This window comes from Achromobacter deleyi, from assembly GCF_902859705.1.
Taxonomy (GTDB): domain Bacteria; phylum Pseudomonadota; class Gammaproteobacteria; order Burkholderiales; family Burkholderiaceae_B; genus Achromobacter; species Achromobacter deleyi.
The window spans coordinates 1-21,343 of record NZ_CADIJO010000042.1; the positions used below are offsets into that span (position 1 = coordinate 1).

18 protein-coding genes are annotated in these 21,343 nt (G+C 66.5%); 5 read left to right on the forward strand and 13 right to left on the reverse strand.

Annotated elements, in window-relative coordinates:
• Positions 1-37: 37 nt before the first annotated feature.
• From HV798_RS30195 to HV798_RS30235, 9 genes are all read right to left on the reverse strand, one after another.
• Complete coding sequence (locus tag HV798_RS30195; RefSeq protein WP_175195820.1) at positions 38-1,174, reverse strand: iron-siderophore ABC transporter substrate-binding protein; 1,137 nt, start codon at positions 1,172-1,174, stop codon at positions 38-40.
• 37 nt (positions 1,175-1,211) lie between these two features.
• On the reverse strand, positions 1,212-3,434 hold the full coding sequence (gene fauA / locus HV798_RS30200) for a TonB-dependent alcaligin siderophore receptor FauA (protein ID WP_425486177.1): 2,223 nt from the start codon (positions 3,432-3,434) through the stop codon (positions 1,212-1,214).
• 116 nt (positions 3,435-3,550) lie between these two features.
• Positions 3,551-4,774 carry a multidrug effflux MFS transporter gene (locus tag HV798_RS30205; RefSeq protein WP_425486178.1) on the reverse strand — a complete coding sequence of 408 codons (1,224 nt, stop codon included), beginning with the start codon at positions 4,772-4,774 and terminating at the stop codon, positions 3,551-3,553.
• Positions 4,775-4,954: 180 nt separating this feature from the next.
• Positions 4,955-5,869 (reverse strand): helix-turn-helix transcriptional regulator, encoded by a 915-nt coding sequence (locus tag HV798_RS30210; RefSeq protein ID WP_246289324.1) that lies wholly within the window; start codon positions 5,867-5,869, stop codon positions 4,955-4,957.
• A gap of 205 nt (positions 5,870-6,074) precedes the next feature.
• Positions 6,075-7,241, reverse strand: a complete 1,167-nt coding sequence (locus tag HV798_RS30215) for an aromatic ring-hydroxylating oxygenase subunit alpha (RefSeq protein ID WP_025136532.1) — start codon at positions 7,239-7,241, stop codon at positions 6,075-6,077.
• Positions 7,242-7,282: 41 nt separating this feature from the next.
• Positions 7,283-8,032, reverse strand: coding sequence for a siderophore ferric iron reductase (locus HV798_RS30220; protein WP_025136533.1), 750 nt, complete (start codon positions 8,030-8,032; stop codon positions 7,283-7,285).
• Complete coding sequence (locus tag HV798_RS30225; RefSeq protein ID WP_175216624.1) at positions 8,029-9,882, reverse strand: IucA/IucC family protein; 1,854 nt, start codon at positions 9,880-9,882, stop codon at positions 8,029-8,031. Before HV798_RS30225 ends, HV798_RS30220 begins: the two co-directional genes overlap by 4 nt.
• Positions 9,879-10,484: a GNAT family N-acetyltransferase gene (locus HV798_RS30230; protein ID WP_175195831.1), complete on the reverse strand. Its 606-nt coding sequence runs from the start codon at positions 10,482-10,484 to the stop codon at positions 9,879-9,881. Before HV798_RS30230 ends, HV798_RS30225 begins: the two co-directional genes overlap by 4 nt.
• 13 nt (positions 10,485-10,497) lie before the next feature.
• The gene (locus tag HV798_RS30235) at positions 10,498-11,895 is read right to left on the reverse strand and encodes a lysine N(6)-hydroxylase/L-ornithine N(5)-oxygenase family protein (RefSeq protein ID WP_175195833.1); all 1,398 of its coding nucleotides are present in this window, start codon (positions 11,893-11,895) and stop codon (positions 10,498-10,500) included.
• A 394-nt stretch (positions 11,896-12,289) separates the two neighbouring features.
• On the opposite strand from HV798_RS30235, the gene HV798_RS30240 reads away from it, so the two are divergent.
• The 3 genes from HV798_RS30240 to HV798_RS30250 all read left to right on the forward strand — a co-directional run bounded on the left by HV798_RS30240 (position 12,290) and on the right by HV798_RS30250 (position 14,512).
• Entirely contained in the window at positions 12,290-12,904 is a 615-nt protein-coding gene (locus tag HV798_RS30240) for an ABC transporter ATP-binding protein (RefSeq protein WP_246289318.1), read from the forward strand.
• The gene (locus tag HV798_RS30245; protein WP_175195836.1) at positions 12,895-13,695 is read left to right on the forward strand and encodes an ABC transporter permease; all 801 of its coding nucleotides are present in this window, start codon (positions 12,895-12,897) and stop codon (positions 13,693-13,695) included. Before HV798_RS30240 ends, HV798_RS30245 begins: the two co-directional genes overlap by 10 nt.
• Before the next feature lie 172 nt (positions 13,696-13,867).
• Positions 13,868-14,512 (forward strand): VTT domain-containing protein, encoded by a 645-nt coding sequence (locus HV798_RS30250; protein ID WP_025136539.1) that lies wholly within the window; start codon positions 13,868-13,870, stop codon positions 14,510-14,512.
• A gap of 37 nt (positions 14,513-14,549) precedes the next feature.
• Here HV798_RS30250 and HV798_RS30255 read toward each other — a convergent pair whose 3' ends face one another.
• Complete coding sequence (locus tag HV798_RS30255) at positions 14,550-15,392, reverse strand: enoyl-CoA hydratase/isomerase family protein (RefSeq protein ID WP_175195838.1); 843 nt, start codon at positions 15,390-15,392, stop codon at positions 14,550-14,552.
• Positions 15,393-15,511: 119 nt separating this feature from the next.
• On the opposite strand from HV798_RS30255, the gene HV798_RS30260 reads away from it, so the two are divergent.
• Positions 15,512-15,871, forward strand: a complete 360-nt coding sequence (locus HV798_RS30260; protein ID WP_029953631.1) for a winged helix-turn-helix transcriptional regulator — start codon at positions 15,512-15,514, stop codon at positions 15,869-15,871.
• A gap of 23 nt (positions 15,872-15,894) precedes the next feature.
• Here the strand turns inward: HV798_RS30260 and HV798_RS30265 are convergent, their stop codons facing one another.
• Both HV798_RS30265 and HV798_RS30270 read right to left on the reverse strand, forming a co-directional pair.
• Entirely contained in the window at positions 15,895-16,920 is a 1,026-nt protein-coding gene (locus tag HV798_RS30265) for an alpha/beta hydrolase (RefSeq protein ID WP_175195840.1), read from the reverse strand.
• On the reverse strand, positions 16,917-17,879 hold the full coding sequence (locus tag HV798_RS30270) for a DMT family transporter (RefSeq protein WP_175216625.1): 963 nt from the start codon (positions 17,877-17,879) through the stop codon (positions 16,917-16,919). Before HV798_RS30270 ends, HV798_RS30265 begins: the two co-directional genes overlap by 4 nt.
• Positions 17,880-17,994: 115 nt before the next feature.
• Here HV798_RS30270 and HV798_RS30275 point away from each other — a divergent pair, with 115 nt between their 5' ends.
• Complete coding sequence (locus HV798_RS30275) at positions 17,995-18,966, forward strand: LysR family transcriptional regulator (RefSeq protein ID WP_246289321.1); 972 nt, start codon at positions 17,995-17,997, stop codon at positions 18,964-18,966.
• An 89-nt stretch (positions 18,967-19,055) separates the two neighbouring features.
• Here the strand turns inward: HV798_RS30275 and HV798_RS30280 are convergent, their stop codons facing one another.
• Positions 19,056-21,284 (reverse strand): NADP-dependent isocitrate dehydrogenase, encoded by a 2,229-nt coding sequence (locus HV798_RS30280; RefSeq protein WP_025136544.1) that lies wholly within the window; start codon positions 21,282-21,284, stop codon positions 19,056-19,058.
• Positions 21,285-21,343 lie beyond the last annotated feature (59 nt).

The following is a 21,343-nucleotide window of genomic DNA, read 5'->3' on the forward strand; positions in this document are numbered from 1 at the left end:
CGTGGCGCGGCCGATGCCAGCAGGTGCGGGCCGCGCGTCATTGGCCGGCCCGGCCGGCCTGCGCGTGCTGCGCCGCCCGCGCCAACTGCGGCGCCAGCCGGTCCAGCATCCACGCCACCGCCAGCGGCGTGCCGGATGACGACGCCATCACCAATGCCGGATCGCTCAACGCCACATAGGCGCCGCGGCGCACGGCGGGAATCGAGGCGTACAGCGGCAGGGCGGCGGTGCGGTCGCGTTCTTCAGGCGTGTAGAACCACGACACCAGGATGTCGGCATCGCCCAGCGCATCGGCATGCTCGAACCCCAGGTAATGCGCAAAGTGGCCCGCGCTGGCGCGCAGGCCGCGCACCGACGGCGCCAGCGTCAGCCCCATCGCGCTCAGCGTGTCCACGCGCGGGTCGCCGGCTACGTAGGCGGCGAAATTGCCCGAACCCAGGTCGGCGCGCACGTAGGCAAAGGTCTTGCCGGCCAGCTCGGGATACTGGCGGGCCGCCTGCGCCAGGGCGTCGTGGATGCGGGCCTTGAGCGCATCCGCTTCGTCGCGTTTGCCCAGCGCCGTGGCGATCAGGTCGATCTGCGTGTCCACCGGTGTCAGGAAAGGCTGGTCGGGGTAGGCCACCACCGGCACCAGCCGCGACAACTGCGCATAGGCCTCGCGGCTCACGCCCGAAAACGGCGCCAGCACCACGTCGGGCCGCAGGGCGATGATCTTTTCGATATCCAGCTCGGGATAGACCGTGATGCGTTCGGGCAGCGGTTGCCCCTGGGCCTGGATGGCCGCGCGCACCCAGGGCCAGTAATGGTCGGCATCGCCGCCCCAGTCGGCCCGGCTGGTGCCCACCGGCACCACGCCCAGCGCCAGCGCCAGGTCGTCGGCGCCCAACCCCAGCGTCACTACCCGCCGCGGCGGCGCGGCAATCACGGCCTGGCCCAGGGCGCTGTCGATCGTGACGGGAAAGCCGGTTGTGCGAGCCTGGGACGAAACCGATCCCGCGTTCGGCGCAGGGGCGCGGGAAGCCGCTTCGGACGCGGTGCCCGAGGTCGCGCCTGAAGAAGACGCCGCCGGCGCGGGCGGCGCCCGATCGCACCCCGCCAGCCCCAGCACCAACGCCGCGGCAAGAGCCGCGGCGCCCCGGCGCCATGGCGCCGTATTCACCAGATTCAAACGCATCGTGCCGCTGTGCTCCTTGGCGTGTCGGTCTCTCGCATCAATACTGCGCGCGCACCGTCAGCATGACGTTGCGGGGCGCCCCGTACCAGCCCTGGCTGAAGAAGCCGATCTGGTCGTAGTACTTCTTGTCGAAGACGTTGTTCAGGTTCAGCGTGGCCGACACCTGCTTGGAAAAATCGAAGCGCGTCATCAGGTTGACCAGCGCGTAGCTGCCTTGCTCGACGTCCACATTGCCGCGCGGGCTGGCCGCGGACTGGAACATGCGGCTTTGCCAGTCGATGCCGCCGCCCACCGTCAGGCGGTGCAGGTCGCCCGGCAACCGGTAGGTGGTGTACAGCTTGAACAGGCTGCGCGGATGGCTGGTGTTGATCGGCTTGCCGTCCGCGTCCTTGGCGGTGAAGTGGGTGTAGCTGGCGCCGATGTTCCAGCCGGCCGCGAGCTGGCCGTTGGTTTCCAGCTCGAAGCCTTCGACCTTGGCGCCGCTGACCGCGCGGTAGGCCTGCGTGCCCGGCATGCCGATCACGGATTCGCCGGGAATGGCCTGGGCCAGGTTGTTCTGGCGGGTCTGGTACAGCGATACCGCGGCGTTCAACAGGCCGTCCAGATAGGCGGCCTTCAGGCCGATTTCATAGCTCTTGCCGTCGATGGGCGGCAGGATCGAACCGCTGGGCGTGCGCGCGTTCTGCGGCTGGAAGATCTCGGTATAGCTGGCGTAGGCCGTGTAGGTGCTGTTGATGTCGTAGATCAGGCCGGCATAGGGCGTGAACTGGTCGTTGATCTTGTATTCGCGCTTGCTGCCGAAGTAGGTCTGGTTGGTTTCCCAGTTGCTCCAGCGCCCGCCCACGATCAGGTGCAGCGGATCGGCCAGCGAGAAACGGCCCACCGCGTAGGCGCCGGTCTGCTTGACCCGCATGTCGTCGGCCGCCGTCTTGGTGCTGGACCAGGTCGGCTCGGCGATATGGTCCTGGCGCCAGTCGAAGTAGCTGCCGATGGCCGGCTTGGCGCCGGTCATCAGGTACTGGCCGATGTTGCTGTGGTCGTTCACGCTCATCCAGCCCAGCGCCAGCTCGTGCTTGCGGCCCAGCAGCTGGAACGGACCCGACACCGTCAGGTGGATGTCGTCGCGCGAGCGGTCGCCGTCGTAGTTGTTGAACGAACTGGTCATGCCGGCGCCGGTCACCCGGTTGGGGTAGCCGCCGCGGTACAGCTGCTTCATGCGGTATTCGCCATCGTTGTGGCTGTAGGCGGCGCGCACCTTCCAGTCGTTGGCGAAGCGGTGCGTCAAGTCCACGAACGTGGTGGTGGTTTCGGTATCGATGCGCGCCCACGGCGTGTTGTTGGACGCCGAGCGGTTGAAATCGGTGCGCGAGCCGTCGCTGTAGAACAGCGGAAAGCCGCTGCCGAAGCCGTTGCTCAGGTTGCGCTGGTATTCCACGCCGGCCGTCAGCACGGTGTCGGGCGTCAGGTCGGCGCTGACCACGCCGTAGAACGTGCGCTTGCGCGAATCCAGGAAGCTCACGTAGCTGTCGCCCTGGCTGTAGGCGGCCACGAAGCGCGAGCGGATGCGGCCGTTCTCGGTAATGGGCAGCGACAGGTCCAGGTCGCCGCGAATGTTGTCCCAGCTGCCCGCGCTGGCGCTGCCTGACAGCGCGAATTCGTGCAGTGGCTTCTTGCGGATGAAGTTCACCGCGGCCGACGGGTTGCCCGAACCGGTCATCAGGCCGGTGGCGCCTCGCACGATCTCGACCCGGTCGTAGATGGCCGCGTCCATGTCGGTCGCGCCGTAGTTCCACTGGCTCAGGATGGGCGTGTTCAGCCCGTCGAACTGGAAATTGTCGATCGAGAAGCCGCGCGACGAGAACGACAGCCGGTTGCTGTCGCTGCGCGTGACCGAGATGCCGGGCGCGCTGGCCAGGATCGAGCCGGTATCCTGCAAGCCCTGGTCTTCGATCTGCTGGCGCGTCACCACGCTGACCGATTGCGGGGTTTCGCGGGGCGACAGGGTCAGGCCGGTGGCCGTGTTCATCGCGTCGGTGTTGTAGGCATGCGTGCCTTCGGTGGTGCCGGGAATGCCGGCGCCGCTGACGGTCACGGCGGGCAACTGGGCCACGCCGGACGACGATTCGGAAGACGACGAAGCCGGTGCGGCCGCGCTTTGGGCGCTGGCTTGTTGATGGGTCAGGGCGGAGCAGAACAAAGCCGTCTGGATCGCGTAGACAAGAGGACGCACCCGGCGCAAACGGGCGGCGGGCGAAGGCAGAACGGACGGCATGAGGGCGAGCTCCAGCGGAAATGTTTGGTAATGAGAATTATTGATTTTTACCGCTCCGCTTTTGTATGCCGGACGATGCGATGCATATGGCAAACGCCGCCGGCCTATCCCGCCTGCGCTTTGGTCAGCGTCATGTCGCATCGATGCAGCCAGGCCCAGCCCGCCGCGCTGGCCGCCACGCAAACCAGCATCGCCACCGCCAGCCGCAACGGCTGGCCATAGACCAGCGGCACGCACCAGCCGCTGACCACCGAAAAGGTCAGCATCTGCAGAAAACCCAGCACCGACGCCGCCGTGCCGGACAGGTCGGGCACCCGCGCCAGGATCCGCAGGGTCATCGCCGGCACCGACATCGCCAGCCCGCAGGTGAATATGCCGGGCAGCAGCACCGCCCAGGGCAGGCGCGGCGTGTCCACGGCGGCCACGTACAGCACGTTGGCCAGGCAGCTGCCGCCCATCAGCAGGTAGGCCAGCAGCGTGATGCGCGAATCGGGCCACTTGCCGGCCTTGCGCGCCGCGAACAGGGCGCCGGCCATGGCGCCCACCACCAGGGGCACGAACAGGTACGCGAAATCCGTTTCCGGCAGCCCCAGCACGTTGGCGATGAAGTCGGGCGCCGCGCCGATCAGAAAGCCCTGGGCCGCGAACAGCAGGCTGAAGGCCAGGCCCAGTGACATATAGCGCCGCTCGCCCAGCACCCGGGCGTAGTTGGCGCCCAGCGTGCGCCAGGCCAGCGGCTGGCGCTGCGCGGGCGGCAGCGTTTCGGGCAGGCGCCGGGCGCACAGCAGCCAGGCCGCGCCCGCCAGCGCCGTCAGCAGCAGGAAGATCGACCGCCAGCCCTGGTGCGCCGCCAGGTAGCCGCCGATGATGGGCGCCAGCGCGGGCGACAGGTTGAACACCAGGATCAGGTACGACATTGCCCGGCGCGCCGGCACCCCGTCGTAACAGTCGCGGATGATGGCCTGGCCCACCACGATGCCGGCGCCGGCCGACAGCCCCTGTATGGCGCGCCCGGCCAGCAGCCAGCCGAAGCTGGGTGCCAGCGCCGCCATCAGCGCGCCGCAGATGTACACCCCTAGCGCTGTCAGCACGATGCGCCGCCGCCCCAGGGAATCGGACAGCGTGCCGTGCAGCAGCAGCATGGACGCATAGCAGGCCATGTAGACCCCCAGCGTCAGCTGCACGGTTTCCTGGGACACGGCGAATTCCCGGCCCAGCGCCCCGAAGGCGGGCAGGTAGGCGTCGATGGTGGCGGGCGCGACGCAGGCCAGCAGGCCCAGCATCAGCACCATGACGGGAAAAGACGGCGGGGATTCGGGGCGCGGCACGACGGCATCCATGGCGGGGGCCTCCCGGAATGGGAAGCTCTGCCGCATGGTCGCCTGCCCGGCGTCCGGCAATGAATGGGGAACGCCGCAAGAGCAATGGGCAGCGCCGTAAGGCGCCACCGGGCCGGGTGACTTGTCTGCCGCCGGACCCGCTGACCGACCCGCCCACGGCCGGGCCGCTCAGTTCAGCTCGCTGGGCGCGATGCCGTAGCGTTCGCGGAACGCCGTGGCGAAGTTGGTGGCGTGGCGGTAGCCCACGAAATGCGCCGCCTGCTGCACGCTGCAGCCCTGGGCCAATTGTTCGCGCGCCACTTCCAGCCGCCGTTCGCGCAGCCAGTTGAACACCGACCGCTGGTAGGTGGCCTGGAACTTGGCGCGCAAGGTGCTGGGGCTCATGCAGGCCAGCCGCGCCAGGTCGTCCAGCGTGTGTTCTTCGCCAGGCGCGTTGTGCAGGCGTTCGCGCACCCGTTCCAGCAACAGGCGGTCGCGTTCGGACACGGCGCTCTCAGCAGGCGCGCCGGGTTCCAGCGACGCCAGGGCATGGGCCAGCAGTTGCGTCGCCACGCCTTCGCGCAGCATGTTCTGCAGCGGCCCGTCCCAGGCGCAATCCAGCAGGTGCTCGATGGCCTGCAGCAGGTGGCCCTGCACCTGCCAGCGGCGCAGCCGCAGGGCGGGCGAACGCAGCGCCTTCCAGATCATTTCGCTGGTCTGGTCATCGCCCGCGCCGTCGGGGTCCGACAGCGACAGGTTGACGCTGCGCAGGCGCTGCCCGGCCTCGTGGATGCCGGTCATGGCGACGGTATCGCCATACAGCGCGCTGACGCCGCCATGCGCGGCCAGGCGAACTTCGTCGTGGTGGTCGATGCGGGTGCGGGCGTGGCCCTGCAGCATGACGATGGCCGAAAACCGCGGCGACATCATCGACGTGGCTTCGTAGTGCTGGTGCACGCGCACGTCGGACAGCACCAGGGTCAGACCCGGGCGGATGGCGCACTTCTCGACGCGGCCCTCGGCGATGCAGAGATGGTCGGGGTCGCCGCGCACCGCACGGTCCAGCTGCGGCAACCGGTAGCGGAAACCGCTCTGGTCGCCCATGCGGTTGAAGTCGGCGACGGTGAATTGGGCGGGAGAGGCAGATGGGTTCAAGATCGTCACTCGCGTTACGGGATGAGCCCTTGGCGGTGCGGAAACCACCGCCAAATGTGCAAATGAGAATAACATATATTCGCATTGTTGCCGGCAATTTCCCACCCCGTTCCGCCACCGTTTTACGGGGCGTCGCCTCTTTCCCTGTCCAAGTTCAAGGCGCCGCGCAGTCGCCCAGCTGATCCCCCATGATGTCGCGGTACCACTCGTGAAAGTGCTGCATGCCGTCTTCCATCGGCGACTGGTACGGCCCGCTTTCCGACACGCCGCGGCGCAGCAGCGCCAGCCGGCCGGCGTCCATGCGTTCGCCGATCTCGTCGTCCTCGATGGCGGTTTCCATGTAGGCCGCGCGCTGGGCCTCGACGAACTCGCGTTCGAACAGCGCGATGTCTTCCGGGTAGTAGAACTCGGCGATGTTGATGGTTTCCTGCGGGCTCTTGGGGTAGAGCGTGGACAGCACCAGCACGTGCGGGTACAGCTCGATCATGTGGGTGGGAAAGTAGGTGACCCAGATGGCGCCGAAATCGGGCGCCGAGCCGCCGCGGTAGCGCATCAGCGTGTCGTGCCAGTCGGCATAGACGTCCGACCCCGGCTTTTCCAGCGCGTCGTGCACGCCCACGCGTTGCAGGCTGTACTGCTGGCCGAATTCCCAGCTGAGGTCGTCGCAGGTCACGAATCGACCCAGGCCGGGGTGGAACGGGCCCACGTGGTAGTCCTCCAGGTACACCTCGATGAAGGTCTTCCAGTTGTAGTTGCACTGGTGCACCTCGACGTGGTCCAGCACGTAGTCCGAAAAATCGAACTCGGGCCGGGTGAACAGGCTGCCCAGGTCGCGCTGCGGGTCGCGCGGGCCTTCGAACAGCAGGCCGTGGCAGTTCTTCAGTGGAAAGCGCGGCAGGTTCAGGCACGGCGTGCTGGGAAACAGTGGCGCGCCCAGGATCTGCCCCTGGTTGTCGTAGGTCCAGCGGTGCAGCGGGCAGACGATGTTGCCGCCGGTGGCTGACAGGTTGCCCGCCGGGTTGGCCGGGCCGGTCACCGCGCCCGTCTCGCCGCCCAGGATCAGCGCCTGGCGGTGGCGGCACACGTTGGACACCAGTTCCACGCCGTGCGCATTGCGCACCAGCACGCGGCCGCCTTCCTCGTTGGGCAGGCGGCGCCAGTCGCCCGGCTCGGGCACGCCTTTCTCGTGGCCCACGTACAGGGCCGACTGCTTGAATATCATTTCCTGTTCGCGGGCGAACAGGGCTTCGTCGAAATAGGCCCGAACGTGCAGCGGGCTCAACGCCTGCTGCACGTGCTCCAGGCGGCCAATGTCCGTCATATCCGACTCCTTGTGCCGTCGCGCAAGGCCCGGGCCGCCCCTCAGGCGGGCACGGCGCTCTCGGCGTCGATCCGGGCGATGCGTTCGGCAAGATCCAATTTGGGGCAGGTGCTGCAATAGTCGCCGTCGCGCCTGCGGAAGTAGTGGCAGCAGACCTGCCGGTCAACAGCGATGACCGGCAGCGATGCGCGCTCGTAGGTCAGGTAGCCGCTGCGTCCGTCGATGCCCAACAGGCCCAGCCAATGGGCGGCCTGTTCCTGGGCCCAGGCATTGGCCGCGGCGCAGTCGCCCTGGCGCGCGGCCAGCAGGGCGTACAGCACACAATCGGCCTGCATGCTTTCGGCGGCGCGCGGACTGACCCGCAGCACCTGGGTCAGCTCGCGATAGAAGGTGGCGCAGATATTGCGCAGCTGCGCGGCGGCGGCCTGCATGCGTTCGAGCAGGCTGCCGCGCAGCGGTTCATGGGGGTCCAGCGTGTAGCCGATGACAAAGCCGTCGGGCGGCACCGGCTGGTTCATGCTGGACAGGTCGGGCACGATCGGGCTGCGATGCGCGGCGAACACGCTCAGGTACACCGGCTGCCAGATCAGCAGCCCCCAGCAGCGCAACGCCAGGTAGTGCGGGCCGGCTTCGGGGTAGCGGCGCTGCCAGCAGTCGCGCAGTTGCGCGATCAGCGCCCCGTTGTCGGCGCCCGGGCGGATGCCCGGGGCCGTCGCCGGCGCGACCTGGCCCGACAGCCCGGGCACCAGGCGGTCGGTCAGGTCCAGCAGATCGTCCAGGTCGCGGTTCACGCAAGCGCCCGCGCGGTGTCGGCCACGCCCTGGCCCAGCCACTCGGGCCGGTAGGGGGCGATGGGGTTGGCCAGGTTGGGCGCCATCTGGAAGCTGCCGATGGGGTCGGCCAGGTTGACCATCTGCAGGTTGTTGGCCAACTGCAGGCGGTTCAGGCACGAATGGATCATCTCGGGCGCGAACAGATCGTACTGGCGGTACTTGTCCCGCAATTCGGGGTGCGCTTCCTGGTAGGCGATCACGCGGCCGGCCACCAGCTTCCAGAAGGCGTCTTCCTGCATCACGCCGCTGTCGGCCAGCACCTGCGACAGGTGGCGGAAATAGCCTTCGAACACATCCACGAAGATGGTCAGAAGCTTGCATTCCTCGGGCACGTCGGCGGCCAGGCGGCGCGCGTTCTCGGGCAGCACGGCGTTCGGGTTCAGGATCGACGATTCCTCGGCGATGTCCTTCATGAAGGCGCGCACCGGCACGTGGTCTTCGATCACCAGGATCACGTTTTCGCCGTGCGGCATGAACACCAGGTCGTGCGCATAGAAGCAATGCACCAGCGGTGTCAGGTAGGCGTCCACATAGCGTTCCAGCCACGTGGCGGCGTCCAGGCCCGAAGCGCGGATCAGCGCGGGCAGCAGCGCGCGGCCGTCCGGGTCCACGTGCAGCAGCGCGGCCATGGTCATCAGGCGCTGCTCCGGTCCGATCAGTTCCGTGGGGTTCTCGCGCCACAGCGCCGAAAACATCTTCTTGTACGGCGTATCCACCGAAATGGCCGCTTCGTAGTAGTAATTGCGAAAGCCCAGCGACGCCGCTTCACGCAGGATGGTGAAGCCGTTCTCGCGCAACCACGGGTCGGACGCGATCAGGCCGTGCAGGTATTCGTTGATGGCCGGCGTGCCCGACATGTAATACGGCGACAGCCCGCGCATGAAGCCCATGTTCAGGATCGACAGCGACGTCTTCACGTAGTGCTTGCCCGGCTGGCTGATGTTGAAGAAGGTACGGATGGACTGCTGCGCCAGGTATTCGTCGTCGCCATAGCCCAGGCACACGATCTTGCGCGTGGCCACATAGGGCGCGAACGCCAGCGACAGCTTGTTGAACCACTGCCACGGGTGCGACGGCATGAAGAAGTAATCGGCGGGGTCCAGCCCCTGGTCGCGCAGCGCCTGGGTGTAGCGGGCCACGGTGGCCGCGCCCAGCTCGTCTTGCAGCAGGCTGTCGTAGTCCATCGTCGACAGGCACGCGAAATGCGCGTTGTCTTTGTGCACCGCCAGCCACATCACGCGGATCGGGCTGGCGCATTCGGGCGCATAGACGTGATAGTCCTCGGCGTCAAAGCCCAGCCGGCCATTGTTGGCCACGAAGCTGGGGTGGCCTTCGATCATCGACGTTTCGATGGTCTGGTAATCGGCCAGCGCCAGTTCGGCCGCCGGCAGCGCCGCGCGGGTGTGCTTGTAGGCGCTGCCGTGCAGCGTGCTGGTGATCTCGTCCAGGTAGATCGGCAGGCGGTCTTCGGGCATGCCGAGCTTGTCGCGGATTTCGATCACGAACTGCAATGCGTCCAGCGGCGCGGGCGTGCCGGCCATGGTCTTGCTGATCGACTCGGCCGGAATGCGCCAGTGGCGCATCGCCATCAGTTGGGCATCGAACTGGTATTCGGCGTGGCCGTCGGCCAGCACCAGGCGGTAGCGGTCAAAGCCGGGGGCGTCTGACGGCCCCAGGCGTTCGGGTTCCAGCAGCCATTCGTGGGCGTATTCCGAAATGGCCTTCTTCACCAGCAGGCGGTTCGCTTTTTCCCAGACCTCGGGGGCAAGGTGGCTGGCGATCTGGGCGGGGTGGGGCAGGGTGCTCATACGATGGACTCCTGGAGTTGGGCCTGTTCAAACTGTTGCCGGGTGCAGAAGGCGATGCTGGCGGTCTTCTCGCGAAAACGCGCCTGGCCGGCGTACACAAAACCCATGGCCAGGTTCAGCGCATGGATCTTGCTGTTGTTGCTGTCGGGTTCGACCACCACGCGGCGGGCTTGCAGGCGCTCGAACATGAAGCGCATCACAAAGGCCAGCACGTTGCGGCTGAAGTGGGGAATGCGGACTTGTGGCGGGCCGATGAAGATGTGCATGCCCAGGTCGCCTTCGCGCACCGGGTAATGCTCACCCACCTGGTCGTGGGCCGGGTCGTAGCACTCCACCAGAAACGTCGGGCGTCCCTCGTGGCTGCCCAGCCAGGCGCCGGCATGGCCGCTGCCTTGCAGCGCTTCGTAGAATTCGCGCACCTGCGCGTCGGAAAACTCCTGCATCGACCAGAAGCGGGCATAGTCCATCGAGAACCACTGACGCAGCAGGGCCGCGTCCTTGGCCGGGTCCAGCGGGCGCAGCGCCAGGCCCTGGCCCTCGTCGTAGTGGCTGCGCGCCTGGCGGTCGATTTCGCCAAGAAAGGCGGATGTCATGGTGATCATGGCGGCTCCGGAGTCAGACGGTGGCGGCGCGATGCCCGTCCAGCATGGGCATCAGTTCGGGGGCGACGCTGCCGCGGCAGGCGGGTGCGGCTTGCGGCGCGCGGTGGCCCAGCACCCCATTGGCGGGCGGACGGAATTCCTGCAAGGCCGTGCGCGGTTCAATCGCGTAGTGCTCGTGGCCCGTCAGCTCGCGCAGGATCTGCGAATTGCGGTAGCAGCAGAATCCCAGGTCGGGGTTGGTCACGCCGTGGCTGAGCAGGCCGCTGTTCTGCACGAAGATCTCGTTGCCGCCGTGGTCGATCGTGTAGTTGCGCGCGATCTGGTAGCCGCCGTCTTCGGCCCACGCAATGCGATCGTGGATCGGGTTGACGCACGCGGGAATGCTGCGGGCGTAGCCGGTGGCCAGCACCAGCCCGTCGGTCGCGTGCGAAAACGGCTGGCCGGTGTCGACGTGGCGAAATTCCAGCTGGTAGCGGCCGCTGGCACGGTCGTGGCGGCTGGCGCGCAGCTCGGCGTTGGTCAAGAGCGTGTAGCGCCTGTCGCCGTTGTGGATCTTCTCGTCCAGCAGGTCATAGATCTGGTTGATCAGCGACGCGTTGATGCCCTTGTACAAGCTGCTTTGCTCGGCCAGGATCTCGCGGCGGCGCGCCTCGGGCAGGTCATAGAAGTAGTTGGTGTAGTCCGGCGAGATCAGTTCCAGCGTGAGCTTGGTGTTCTCCATCTGGAAGAACCGCGGCGACCGCGTGATCCACGCCAGGCTGTAGTCGTGTTCGTCGCTGTCGCGCAGCAGGTCATGAAACACCTCGGCCGCGCTCTGGCCGCTGCCGATCACGGTGATCGATGCGCGCCGCTGCAACTGGGCCTTGTGGCGCAGGTAGTCGGCGCTATGGATGTAAGGCGCCTCGCGCCGGTCGCAGCAACCCGGCAGCACGGGGTGCGAGCCCAGCCCCAGCACCAGCTTGCGGCAGCGGACCATGAAGCGTTCGCCATTGACCGCGTGCTGGCCCGTCACCAGGTAGGTGTCGGTTTCCGGGTCGTGCAGCACGCTTTGCACGTCGCTATTGAAGCGCAGGTTGGGCAGGCGGGCCGCCACCCATTTGCAGTAGCGGTTGTATTCGGCGCGCGTCAGGTAGTGGTTCTCGCGCATGTAGTACGAATAGATGCGGCCGGTCTGCTTGCAGTAGTTCAGGTAGCTGTATTCGCTGCGCGGATCGGCCAGGCTGACCAGGTCCGCCAGAAACGGGTTCTGCAGGGTCGACGCCTCGATCAGCATGCCCGGATGCCAGTCGAAGCCCGGCTTCTTGTCCAGGAACAGGGCGCGCACGCCGGGCAGCGGCGCCGACAGGCACGCCAGGCTGAGATTGAAGGGGCCTAGGCCGATCGCGACAAAGTCATAGATTTCACGGTTCATGGTGGTTACGCCTTTTTGCGGAGTCTCTCGTTGCACGGACGATGCCCGGGGCAGGGCATACTCGGAACAGGGCCGGCTAATCAGGCGGAACGGGACGCGACCGACTCGTTGGGCCGTCGGTCCACTGCAAGCACAAAGCATTTCCATCGCCGGTATTGCATGAACTGAACATCTGTTTGGGTATGATTTTCATTTGCAATATAGACACTCTAGCAAATGGTTTTTGGGCGTGATGCATCGCCCGCGCCATGCAGGCGGCGCTCATATGCAGGGTGGCAAAGCGCATAGGGACACGGTCGGCGGGCATATGGTTATGCGGTGAAAGCGACCACGCACCAAGACAGGGCAACGTGCGCGAGCGCCGCATCGACCTGCGCGGGTTATGCTTGCCGCCATGTCAGATAAACGTCCCGTGCTCAGGCTGCGCGGTGTCTACAGCGAGCGCTTGTCGCCCGTCAGCCTGGATCTCGCGGCGGGCGAATGCGCCGCCATCTCCGGCCCTTCGGGGTCGGGCAAATCGCTGCTGTTGCGCCAGGTCGCCGACCTGGACCCGGGCTACGGCGAAATCGAGCTCGACGGCGCGCCGCGCTCGGGCATGCGCGGCTACCAGTGGCGCCGCCAGGTGATCTACTGCCAGGCCGAGGCCGGCTGGTGGGACGACTACGTCGCCCCGCATTTCACCGACCGCGCACGCGCCACCGAACTGCTGCAACGCATGGGCCTGGCCGCCGGGAAGATGGATGCGCTGGTGCAGGAACTGTCCACCGGCGAACGCCAACGGGCCGCCCTGGCGCGCGCCCTGTCGCTGTCGCCGCGCGCGCTGCTGCTGGACGAACCCACCGCCGCGCTCGATCCTGCCGCCACCGAATTGGTGGAAACCGAATTGCGCCGCTATCTGGACGGCGGCGCGGCCATCCTGATGGTCACGCACAACCCCGACCAGGCCCGGCGCATGGCGCATCGCGGCTGGCGCATGGAGCAGGGCAAGCTGGAGCCGCTATGGACGTGATCAAGCTGCAGGCCACCGACCTGATCATTGCCTCGCTGCTGGTGGTGCTGTCGGCCGGCATTTCGTTTGCGCTGCGCCTGAACCTGCAAAAGCAGGTGCTGTGGGCGGCGCTGCGCACCGTGGTGCAGCTGCTGCTGGTGGGCCACATCCTGCGCATCGTGTTCGCGCACGCGGCGCCCTGGCTGACCGCGCTGGTGGTGGCCGTGATGATGGCGCTGGCCGCCCGCGAGGTCGCCGCCCGGCCCAAGGCGCGCCTGGCCGGCCACGGCAACGGCTACGTGGGCGCCATGGCTGTCGTCGCCACCACCGTCATCACTGCACTCTTCATCCTGTCGACCGCGCTGCGGCCCGAGCCCTGGTACGACCCCCGCTACACCATCGCGCTGGTCGGCATCGTGCTGGGCAGCGTGCTCAACGCCGCCAGCCTGGCGCTGGACGGCGTGCTGTCAGGCGTGCGCCGCGAAAAGCTCGCCATCGAGGCGCGCCTGTCCCTGGGCGCCACCGCGCACCAGGCCTTCGCCTCGCTGCTGCGCGAATCCGTGCGCCGCGGCATCGTGCCCAGCATCAACCAGATGTCGGCGGCCGGCATCATCACGCTGCCCGGCATCATGACCGGCCAGATCATCGCCGGCATGGACCCCATCGACGCCGCCAAGTACCAGATCCTGCTGATGTTCCTGCTGTGCGGCGCCAGCGGCATGGCTGCCATGGGCGCGGCCTACGGCGCCATGCGGCGCCTGACGGATGACCGCGGCCGGCTGCGGCTGGACCGCCTGAACGCGGACAATTGAACGCCTGGGCAGGTCGGATCGGCCGCCGGGCGCAATCGCATCGCGGCTCGGATGCCGCGGGGCACGGCCGGGCGGCAATGTTGGCCGATTTGATGAAATATCAACGGGGCATCCTGCATAATGCGCCCTTGATATCAACGCCGGCCCCGCCGGCCCCCGCACAGGAATCCGAATGAGTATTACCGAGATGTTCGCCTGGCTCACCAGCGAACAGGGCCTGATGGCCCTCTTGGCGCAGAACTGGGTGCTGGGCACCTGCATCATCGCCGCCATCATCTTCATCGAGACCGGCTTCGTGGTCATGCCGTTCCTGCCCGGTGATTCACTGCTGTTCGCTGCCGGCGCCTTCCTGGGCTTGGCCGGCATCGACCCCATCGTTTCCATCGCCGCCATTACCGCGGCCGCCATCGCGGGCGACGCGCTCAACTACGCCATTGCCTCTTCAAGGTGGGGCCAGAAACTGGCCCACAGTCGATGGGTCAAGCCCGACCACCTGGAACGCGCGCGGTCCTACTTCGCCCGCTACGGCGCCATGACCATCACCGTGGCGCGTTTCGTGCCCATCGTGCGCACCGTGGCCCCGTTCGTGGCCGGCCTCTCGCAGATGCCGCGCCGCACGTTCTTTGCCTACAACATCATCGGCGGCATCGTCTGGGTCGGCTCGATGATCCTGGCCGGCTACTGGCTGGGTTCCATCGCCTGGGTCCGTACCAACCTGCACTGGGTATCCGTCATCATCATCGGGCTGTCCTTGATTCCGGTGGTGTGGCAGTGGCTGCATCTGCGTCGGGCGCGCAAGCTGGCGCAGCAGTCGTAAGGGTCAGGCCGGTCTTTCAGTCATGGGGCTGAGCCGGTCAGTCTGCCTGGACATCCAGATCACGCAGCAGCCGTTCCAGATTGCGCTCGCCAGCCTTGGTCTGCGCGCCGGCTCGCAAGCCGCCACGAATGAGCTTTTCGGCGGCGGCAAGCGCGAACAGATCTGCCCAGGCTTCATGTTCGCGGTGCAAGCCTGATCGCAGATCCGTTGGCGGGATGGCCTTTTTCGCGGCAGCGATGACGCCCGGCGGCAGTGCCGCGATATTGCGGGCCATCCGGCGCACAAAGGCCTCCAGCTCGTCCGCTGGCAGGGCGCGGTTGACCCAGCCATAGCGCTCGGCCGTCTGCGCATCGACCAGGTCGGCGCCCAGAATCACTTCAAGAGCACGCCCGCGCGTCATGCGCTGCGTCAGATATTGCGTGGCGCCGCCGCCGGGAATGATGCCCATCAAGGCCTCGCATTGCGCCAGGCCCGCCCGGCCGATGGCCGCGAACGTCATGTCGGCGGCCGCCACGAATTCCGCGCCACCGCCACGCGCCAGGCCTTCGAGCTTGACGATCGTGACTTGCGGCTGCGCGCGGATCATTTCGCCCAACGCCTGAAACGGGTTCAAGCCATCCGGCGCGTCTTTGGCGATTTCGTCGAAGGCATGGGGCTCGTCGATCAGCGTCATGTCCACGTGCGCGATGAAGAACTCGGGATCGGCGCTTTGAAACACGATCACGCGCGTCTGGGGATCGTCGCGCGTTGCCGTGAGAAAGCGGCGCAGGTCGTGCATCAGCGCGACATCCAGCACGTTGACGGGGGGATTGTCGAGGGTGACAGTCGCTACGCCTTGTTCATGCTCGATGTGAAGCCTGGAATACGTCGAATGGGTCATGAGACACCTTGATAGGGATTGCGCGGCCAGGGTTTCCCGGCCTGTGCGATCATGGTATCTATTGCATACCTAGTGTCAATTACGCACTAAGAGCATCCCAAGTATGCCGGAACATACCTATGCACGCTGATCTCGACCCCGTCTATCGCGCCGATTGCCCCAGCCGCGCCATCCTCGACCAAATCGCCGACAAATGGTCGATGCTGGTCTTGATGGTGCTGCGCGAACCGCGTCGCTTCAACGCCATCAAGCGGCGTCTGGACGGCATTACCCAACGCGTGCTGACGCAAACCCTGCGCAAGCTCGAACGCAACGGCATGGTGACGCGTACCGTGATCGATGGAAAAACGCTTGGGGTCGAGTACGCCTTGACGCCTTTGGGCAAGTCGCTCGAAGCGCCGTTCGCTGCCCTGTACGGCTGGACGGTTGACAATATGGACGCCATCCAGGCCTGCCAGGCGCGTTACGATCAGCAGTGACGCTGCCGCGTGCCGCTGCGGCGTCAAAGATTGTGGCTTTGCAGCCAGCCGCGGATCGCGTCGATGTGCTCTGCCTTGCATTCCTGCGGCAGCCAGTGTCCGGCGGGCAGTGAGGTCACCGTCAGGTCTGCGCAGGCTGCGCGCATGGGGTCGCCCTGGCGATTGCCCGTAATGCTGCAGATCGGGTCGAATTCGCCGTTGATGAACAGCACCGGCAGCAAGAGCCGGCCGTCTTCGGGCGCTCCGAGCGCATAAGCGATGTTGGCCGCGTCGTTCAGATACCAGGCGCAGGCGGCCCGAAAGCCGCGACGCCTGAATTGCTGCACCAGCACGTCGAAGTCCGCCGGCGGCCAGATCGCGGGATCCGCCTGGGTCGGCGGCGCACGATGGGCGGCGCCGAAGCGGCCGCCATTGCGCGTCACGAGCGCGTTCGGCGACACCTTGCCGACGCCTTCCGGGTTCCCCGATCGAAAAATCGATGCCAGCGAGGCGCCATGATCCGCATCCAGGTCGGCGACGGCCACAGGGAAGTGGGTCGTGTAATAGCGGAAGTAATCCCATTGGCCGTCGGGGTACGAGGCGGCCGGATAAATCGTCCGGTCGATCAGCGGAACCAGCGTGGGCAGGGCAAATCCATCGGGTTGGTACGCCAGCGAGGTCAGCACCACGCCGCGACTACGCTCGGGCTGGTGCGCAGACAGCGCCGCGGCCACGGCGCTGCCCCAGTCGTGCCCGACCCATATCGCAGGCCTGCCGCCCAGGTGGTCGTGCAGCTCGACCAGGTCTGCCACCACGGCCTCGATGGTGTAGTCGTCGCTGGCCTCAGGCGCGAATGAATCGCCATAGCCGCGCAGATCCGGCGCGACGCAGTGCCAGCCTTCGGCGGCAAAGGCCGTCAACTGGGCGCGCCACATCAAGCCGGTGCACGGCCAGCCGTGCAGGAACACCATCAGCGGCCCGTCGGTCGGCCCACTTTCCAGGTAATGCGTTTGCTGACGCGGCGTGCTGAACCTGCGCGATACCAGCGTGGGGCGATGGGCGTGCGTCATGGGCGAATTCTCCGGTTGAACTCAGCGGTTTGCGAAAGGGGGCAGGGCGGCTTTCGGTCGATCATCAGCGCGACCCCCGCCAGGGCGATGCTGCCTGACACCACCTTCACGAGCGTCAAGGGTTCATGCAGCAGCAGGGCAGACAGCAGCAGGGCGATCACCGGTGCGGCATAGTTGAACGTATTGGCCAGTGTCGTCGACACTTGGGCGTTGAGCGTCAGGAACACGGCGTAGCCGATCAGCGTGCTTGCCACGACCAGAAAAGCCAGCGCGGCCCAGGCCGGCGGCGGCATCGCTGCCAGATGCGTCGTGGCGGCGATGCCGGACACGGCGACGATCAGGCCCAGCACGGCGGCCGCCGCGGTCAATTGGGCCGCCAGGTTGATCAACGGATCGCGGGGCAGCGAGATCCGCGGCGCAAGCAGCGAGCCGGCCGCCCAGGATGCCGTTCCCATCAGCGCAAGCATGGCGCCCACCGGCCGGAAAGCGCCGCTGGCCGCGGATGTCCCGCCCATCAGCGCAAGCCCGGCAAAGCCGACGCCGACGCCGGCAAGCTGGCGGCCCGTCAGCGGCTGACGCAGCAGCGCCCATGAGAACAGCGCCAGAAAGAGCGGCGCAGACGAGCCAAATACCGCGGCCACGCCGGCCGGCAAGAAATGCGTGCCCCAGATCGTGAGCGCCTGGCTGGCCACCAGCATCGTGACGCCGATGAGCGCGGCGCCAGCCAGCTCGGACACCGATGCGGGCGAGCGCCGCCAGCGTGCCAGCGCAAAGGGCAAGACCACCAGCGCCGCTAGCGAGAAACGCAGCGTTGCCACCATGAGCGGATGCAGGGCGTTGCCCGCGACCTTGAATGCCAGGAAATTGGCGCCGTTGTAGAACCATTGATAGCCGACGGCAAGCGTGACCCAGGCGCGATTGCGGCTCCAGCTGGTATGCATCGTGGATGTTGCGGTCACTGGGGGCCTCCTGCGGCGCGATGGGTCGGTGATGTCTGACATGCTAGAGGGCGGCGCGTTATCTGAATAATGCTTGGGTTCTATGAAAGTTATCCGAATTCTGCATAACGACGTTATGCTTGATCTGCCTGTGTGGCAGGCCCCACCCCAATTTGCGGAGGCGCCCGTGGAATCCCGTCTTATCGAGTTCTTCCTGCGCGTTGCCGAACTCGGCAGCATCAACAAGGCTGCGGCGGATCTGCGGCTTTCCCAGCCGGCGCTGTCGCGTCACATCGCCTTGCTCGAGCACCAACTTCGCGCCAAGCTCTTTACGCGGACTCGGGGCGGCGTGCAGTTGACCGAGGCCGGTACGCTATTGGTCGAGCGCGCCAGGCCGATTCTGCGACAGTGGACGTCGCTGATCGACCAGGTGGGCGACCGGGCGGCTGGCCAGCTGTCCATCGGCATTGCGCCGTCGTGGCGCCACTTGTTCACGTCGCACTTCGTGGCGCGGCTGGTTGCGCAATATCCGGGCGTGCGCCTGCGTGTTCACGAGGGCGTGAGCCACGAGCTGCGAGAAGCGATGCATTCCGGCATGCTCGACCTGGCCATCGTGCCGTTCGAGGGCTCGCCGCCTCAGGGCTATGTCCACACCCCGCTGGTTCGAGAACCGCTCATTCTTGTGGGGGCAAAGGAAGAAGGCTTGCGGCCTGACAAGCCGGTGCCGTTGTCGCGTCTGCAGCATCGCAAATTGGCCTTGGCGGGAAAGCAGAACGTCATCCGGTCGACCATCGAGCGCTCGATGGCCCGTCGCAACCTTGAATTCAACATCCTGTTCGAACTCGATGCGATGCATCTTTCCATGGATCTGGCGCGCCAGGGCATCGCGGACACCGTGACGCCATGCTGTGCGGTCAGCGGCAACGCGTATTGGGAAGACGCCATTTCATGGAGCCCGATCCGCGGCGCCTACATGACGTGGGCGCTCTGTGAAAACGTGGCGCGGTCCCATTCGCAAGCGGTACGCGAAGGGCAACGGCTGGTGCTCGAACGGGTTGATGAAATCATCGACAGCAAAGTCTGGCGCGGCGCGCAGCGCCTGCAATAGGGGGAACTTGCACAAAAAAAACCGGCGGCCCCGCAAAGGACCGCCGGCTTTGTCGCGTCCGGGCCTGGCGGCCCGGGGCGGGGCAGGGCTTAGCCGATGTCGGCCAGCACCTGGTTCAGCGTGGCGCTGGGGCGCATGGCGCGGCTGGCCTTGTCTTCGTTCGGCTGGTAGTAGCCGCCGATGTCGACCGGCTGGCCTTGGGCCGCCTTCAGTTCTTCCAGGATCTTGGCTTCGTTCTTGACGAAAGCGGCCGCGGCCGGGGCGAACAGCTTGGCCAGGGCGGCGTCTTCGTTCTGGTCGGCCAGGGCTTGGGCCCAGTACGTGGCCAGGTAGAAGTGGCTGCCGCGGTTGTCCAGGCCGCCGACCTTGCGGTCGGGCGACTTGTTTTCGTCCAGGAACTTGGCAGTGGCCAGGTCCAGCGTGCTGCCCAGCACTTGGGCGCGGGCGTTGTTGTACGCGCGGCCCAGGTGATCCAGCGAGGCGGCCAGCGCCATGAATTCGCCCAGCGAATCCCAGCGCAGGAAGCCTTCTTCCAGGAACTGCTGCACGTGCTTGGGCGCCGAACCGCCGGCACCGGTTTCGAACAGGCCGCCACCGGCGACCAGCGGCACGATCGACAGCATCTTGGCGCTGGTGCCCAGTTCCATGATGGGGAACAGGTCGGTCAGGTAGTCGCGCAGCACGTTGCCGGTGACCGAGATGGTGTCCAGGCCTTCGCGGATGCGCTTGACCGAGAACTTGGTGGCTTCGACCGGGTCGAGAATGCGCAGGTCCAGGCCGTTGGTGTCGTGGTCGTTCAGGTACTGCTTGACCTTGGCGATGACCTGGGCGTCGTGGGCGCGGTTTTCGTCCAGCCAGAACACGGCCGGCGTCTTGCTGACGCGGGCGCGGGTGACGGCCAGCTTGACCCAATCCTGGATCGCGGCGTCCTTGGTCTGGCACATGCGCCAGAGGTCGCCGGCTTCCACGGCTTGTTCCAGCAGGACCTTGCCCGACGCGTCGGTGACGCGCACGGTGCCGGCGGCCGGCACGATGAAGGTCTTGTTGTGCGAACCGTATTCTTCAGCGGCCTGGGCCATCAGGCCGACGTTGGGCACGCTGCCCATCGTGACCGGATTGAAGGCACCGTTCTTCTTGCAGTCTTCGATGACGGCCTGGTAGACACCGGCGTAGCTGCGGTCGGGAATGACGGCCTTGGTGTCTTGCAGCTTGCCTTCGGCGTTCCACATCTTGCCCGAGTCGCGGATCATGGCGGGCATGGACGCGTCGACGATGACGTCGCTGGGCACGTGCAGGTTGGTGATGCCCTTGTCGGAATTCACCATGGCCAGCTGCGGCAGCGTCTTGTAGGCGGCGTCGATGTCGGCGGTGATCGCGGCTTGCTGGTCAGCGGGCAGCGACTGGATCTTGGCGTACAGGTCGCCAATGCCGTTGTTGGGATCGAAGCCGACCGACTTCAGGACGGCGGCGTGCTTGGCCAGCACGTCTTTGTAGAACACGGACACCACGTGGCCGAAGATGACGGGGTCCGAGACCTTCATCATGGTGGCCTTCAGGTGCACCGAGAACAGCACGCCCTGGGCGCGCGCGTCGTCGATCTGGGCCTGCAGGAAAGCCTTGAGCTTGGCGGTCGACAGCACGGCGGCGTCGATGATCTCGCCGGCCTTGACCGGGGTCTTTTCCTTGAGCACGGTCTGGGTGCCGTCGGCAGCGACCAGGGTGATCTTGACGTCGCCGGCGTCGGCAATCAGGGCCGACTTTTCGGTGCCGTAGAAATCGCCGCCGTCCATGTGGGCCACGTGCGACTTCGAATCCGCCGTCCAGGCGCCCATCTTGTGCGGGTGCTTGCGGGCGTAGTTCTTGACCGACAGCGGCGCGCGGCGGTCGGAGTTGCCTTCGCGCAGCACGGGGTTCACGGCGCTGCCCTTGACCTTGTCGTAGCGGGACTTGACGTCACGCTCGGTGTCGTTGGCCGGGGCGTCCGGGTAGTCGGGCAGCTTGTAGCCTTGTTCCTGCAGTTCCTTGATGGCCGCCTTCAGTTGGGGCATCGAGGCGCTGATGTTCGGCAGCTTGATGATGTTGGCTTCCGGCGTGACGGCCAGGGCGCCCAGCTCGGCCAGGGCGTCGCCCAGCTTCTGGCTGTCGTCCAGGTAGTCCGGGAACAGGGCGATGATGCGGCCTGCCAAAGAGATGTCGCGGGTCTCGACCGTGATACCAGCGGACTTCGCGAAGGTCTGGACGATGGGCAGCAGCGAACGGGTTGCAAGCGCCGGAGCTTCGTCGGTGAGGGTATAGATAATCTTCGGAGTAAGAGACATGATCCTTGAATCTGTTCGGCTGTGGCGCTAGGCGCAAACCCGAACATGCTATGCGGCGT

Excerpts from the sequence above, each read along its gene's own strand:
- HV798_RS30280 (WP_025136544.1), bottom strand. The coding sequence starts at position 21,284 with ATGTCTCTTACTCCGAAGATTATCTATACCCTCACCGACGAAGCTCCG.
- HV798_RS30230 (WP_175195831.1), bottom strand. The coding sequence starts at position 10,484 with ATGATCACCATGACATCCGCCTTTCTTGGCGAAATCGACCGCCAGGCG.
- HV798_RS30245 (WP_175195836.1), top strand. The coding sequence starts at position 12,895 with ATGGACGTGATCAAGCTGCAGGCCACCGACCTGATCATTGCCTCGCTG.
- HV798_RS30195 (WP_175195820.1), bottom strand. The coding sequence starts at position 1,174 with ATGCGTTTGAATCTGGTGAATACGGCGCCATGGCGCCGGGGCGCCGCG.
- HV798_RS30275 (WP_246289321.1), top strand. The coding sequence starts at position 17,995 with ATGCTTGATCTGCCTGTGTGGCAGGCCCCACCCCAATTTGCGGAGGCG.
- HV798_RS30260 (WP_029953631.1), top strand. The coding sequence starts at position 15,512 with ATGCACGCTGATCTCGACCCCGTCTATCGCGCCGATTGCCCCAGCCGC.
- HV798_RS30250 (WP_025136539.1), top strand. The coding sequence starts at position 13,868 with ATGAGTATTACCGAGATGTTCGCCTGGCTCACCAGCGAACAGGGCCTG.
- HV798_RS30215 (WP_025136532.1), bottom strand. The coding sequence starts at position 7,241 with ATGACGGACATTGGCCGCCTGGAGCACGTGCAGCAGGCGTTGAGCCCG.
- HV798_RS30235 (WP_175195833.1), bottom strand. The coding sequence starts at position 11,895 with ATGAACCGTGAAATCTATGACTTTGTCGCGATCGGCCTAGGCCCCTTC.
- HV798_RS30225 (WP_175216624.1), bottom strand. The coding sequence starts at position 9,882 with ATGAGCACCCTGCCCCACCCCGCCCAGATCGCCAGCCACCTTGCCCCC.
- HV798_RS30265 (WP_175195840.1), bottom strand. The coding sequence starts at position 16,920 with ATGACGCACGCCCATCGCCCCACGCTGGTATCGCGCAGGTTCAGCACG.
- HV798_RS30210 (WP_246289324.1), bottom strand. The coding sequence starts at position 5,869 with ATGGGCGACCAGAGCGGTTTCCGCTACCGGTTGCCGCAGCTGGACCGT.
- HV798_RS30240 (WP_246289318.1), top strand. The coding sequence starts at position 12,290 with ATGTCAGATAAACGTCCCGTGCTCAGGCTGCGCGGTGTCTACAGCGAG.
- HV798_RS30255 (WP_175195838.1), bottom strand. The coding sequence starts at position 15,392 with ATGACCCATTCGACGTATTCCAGGCTTCACATCGAGCATGAACAAGGC.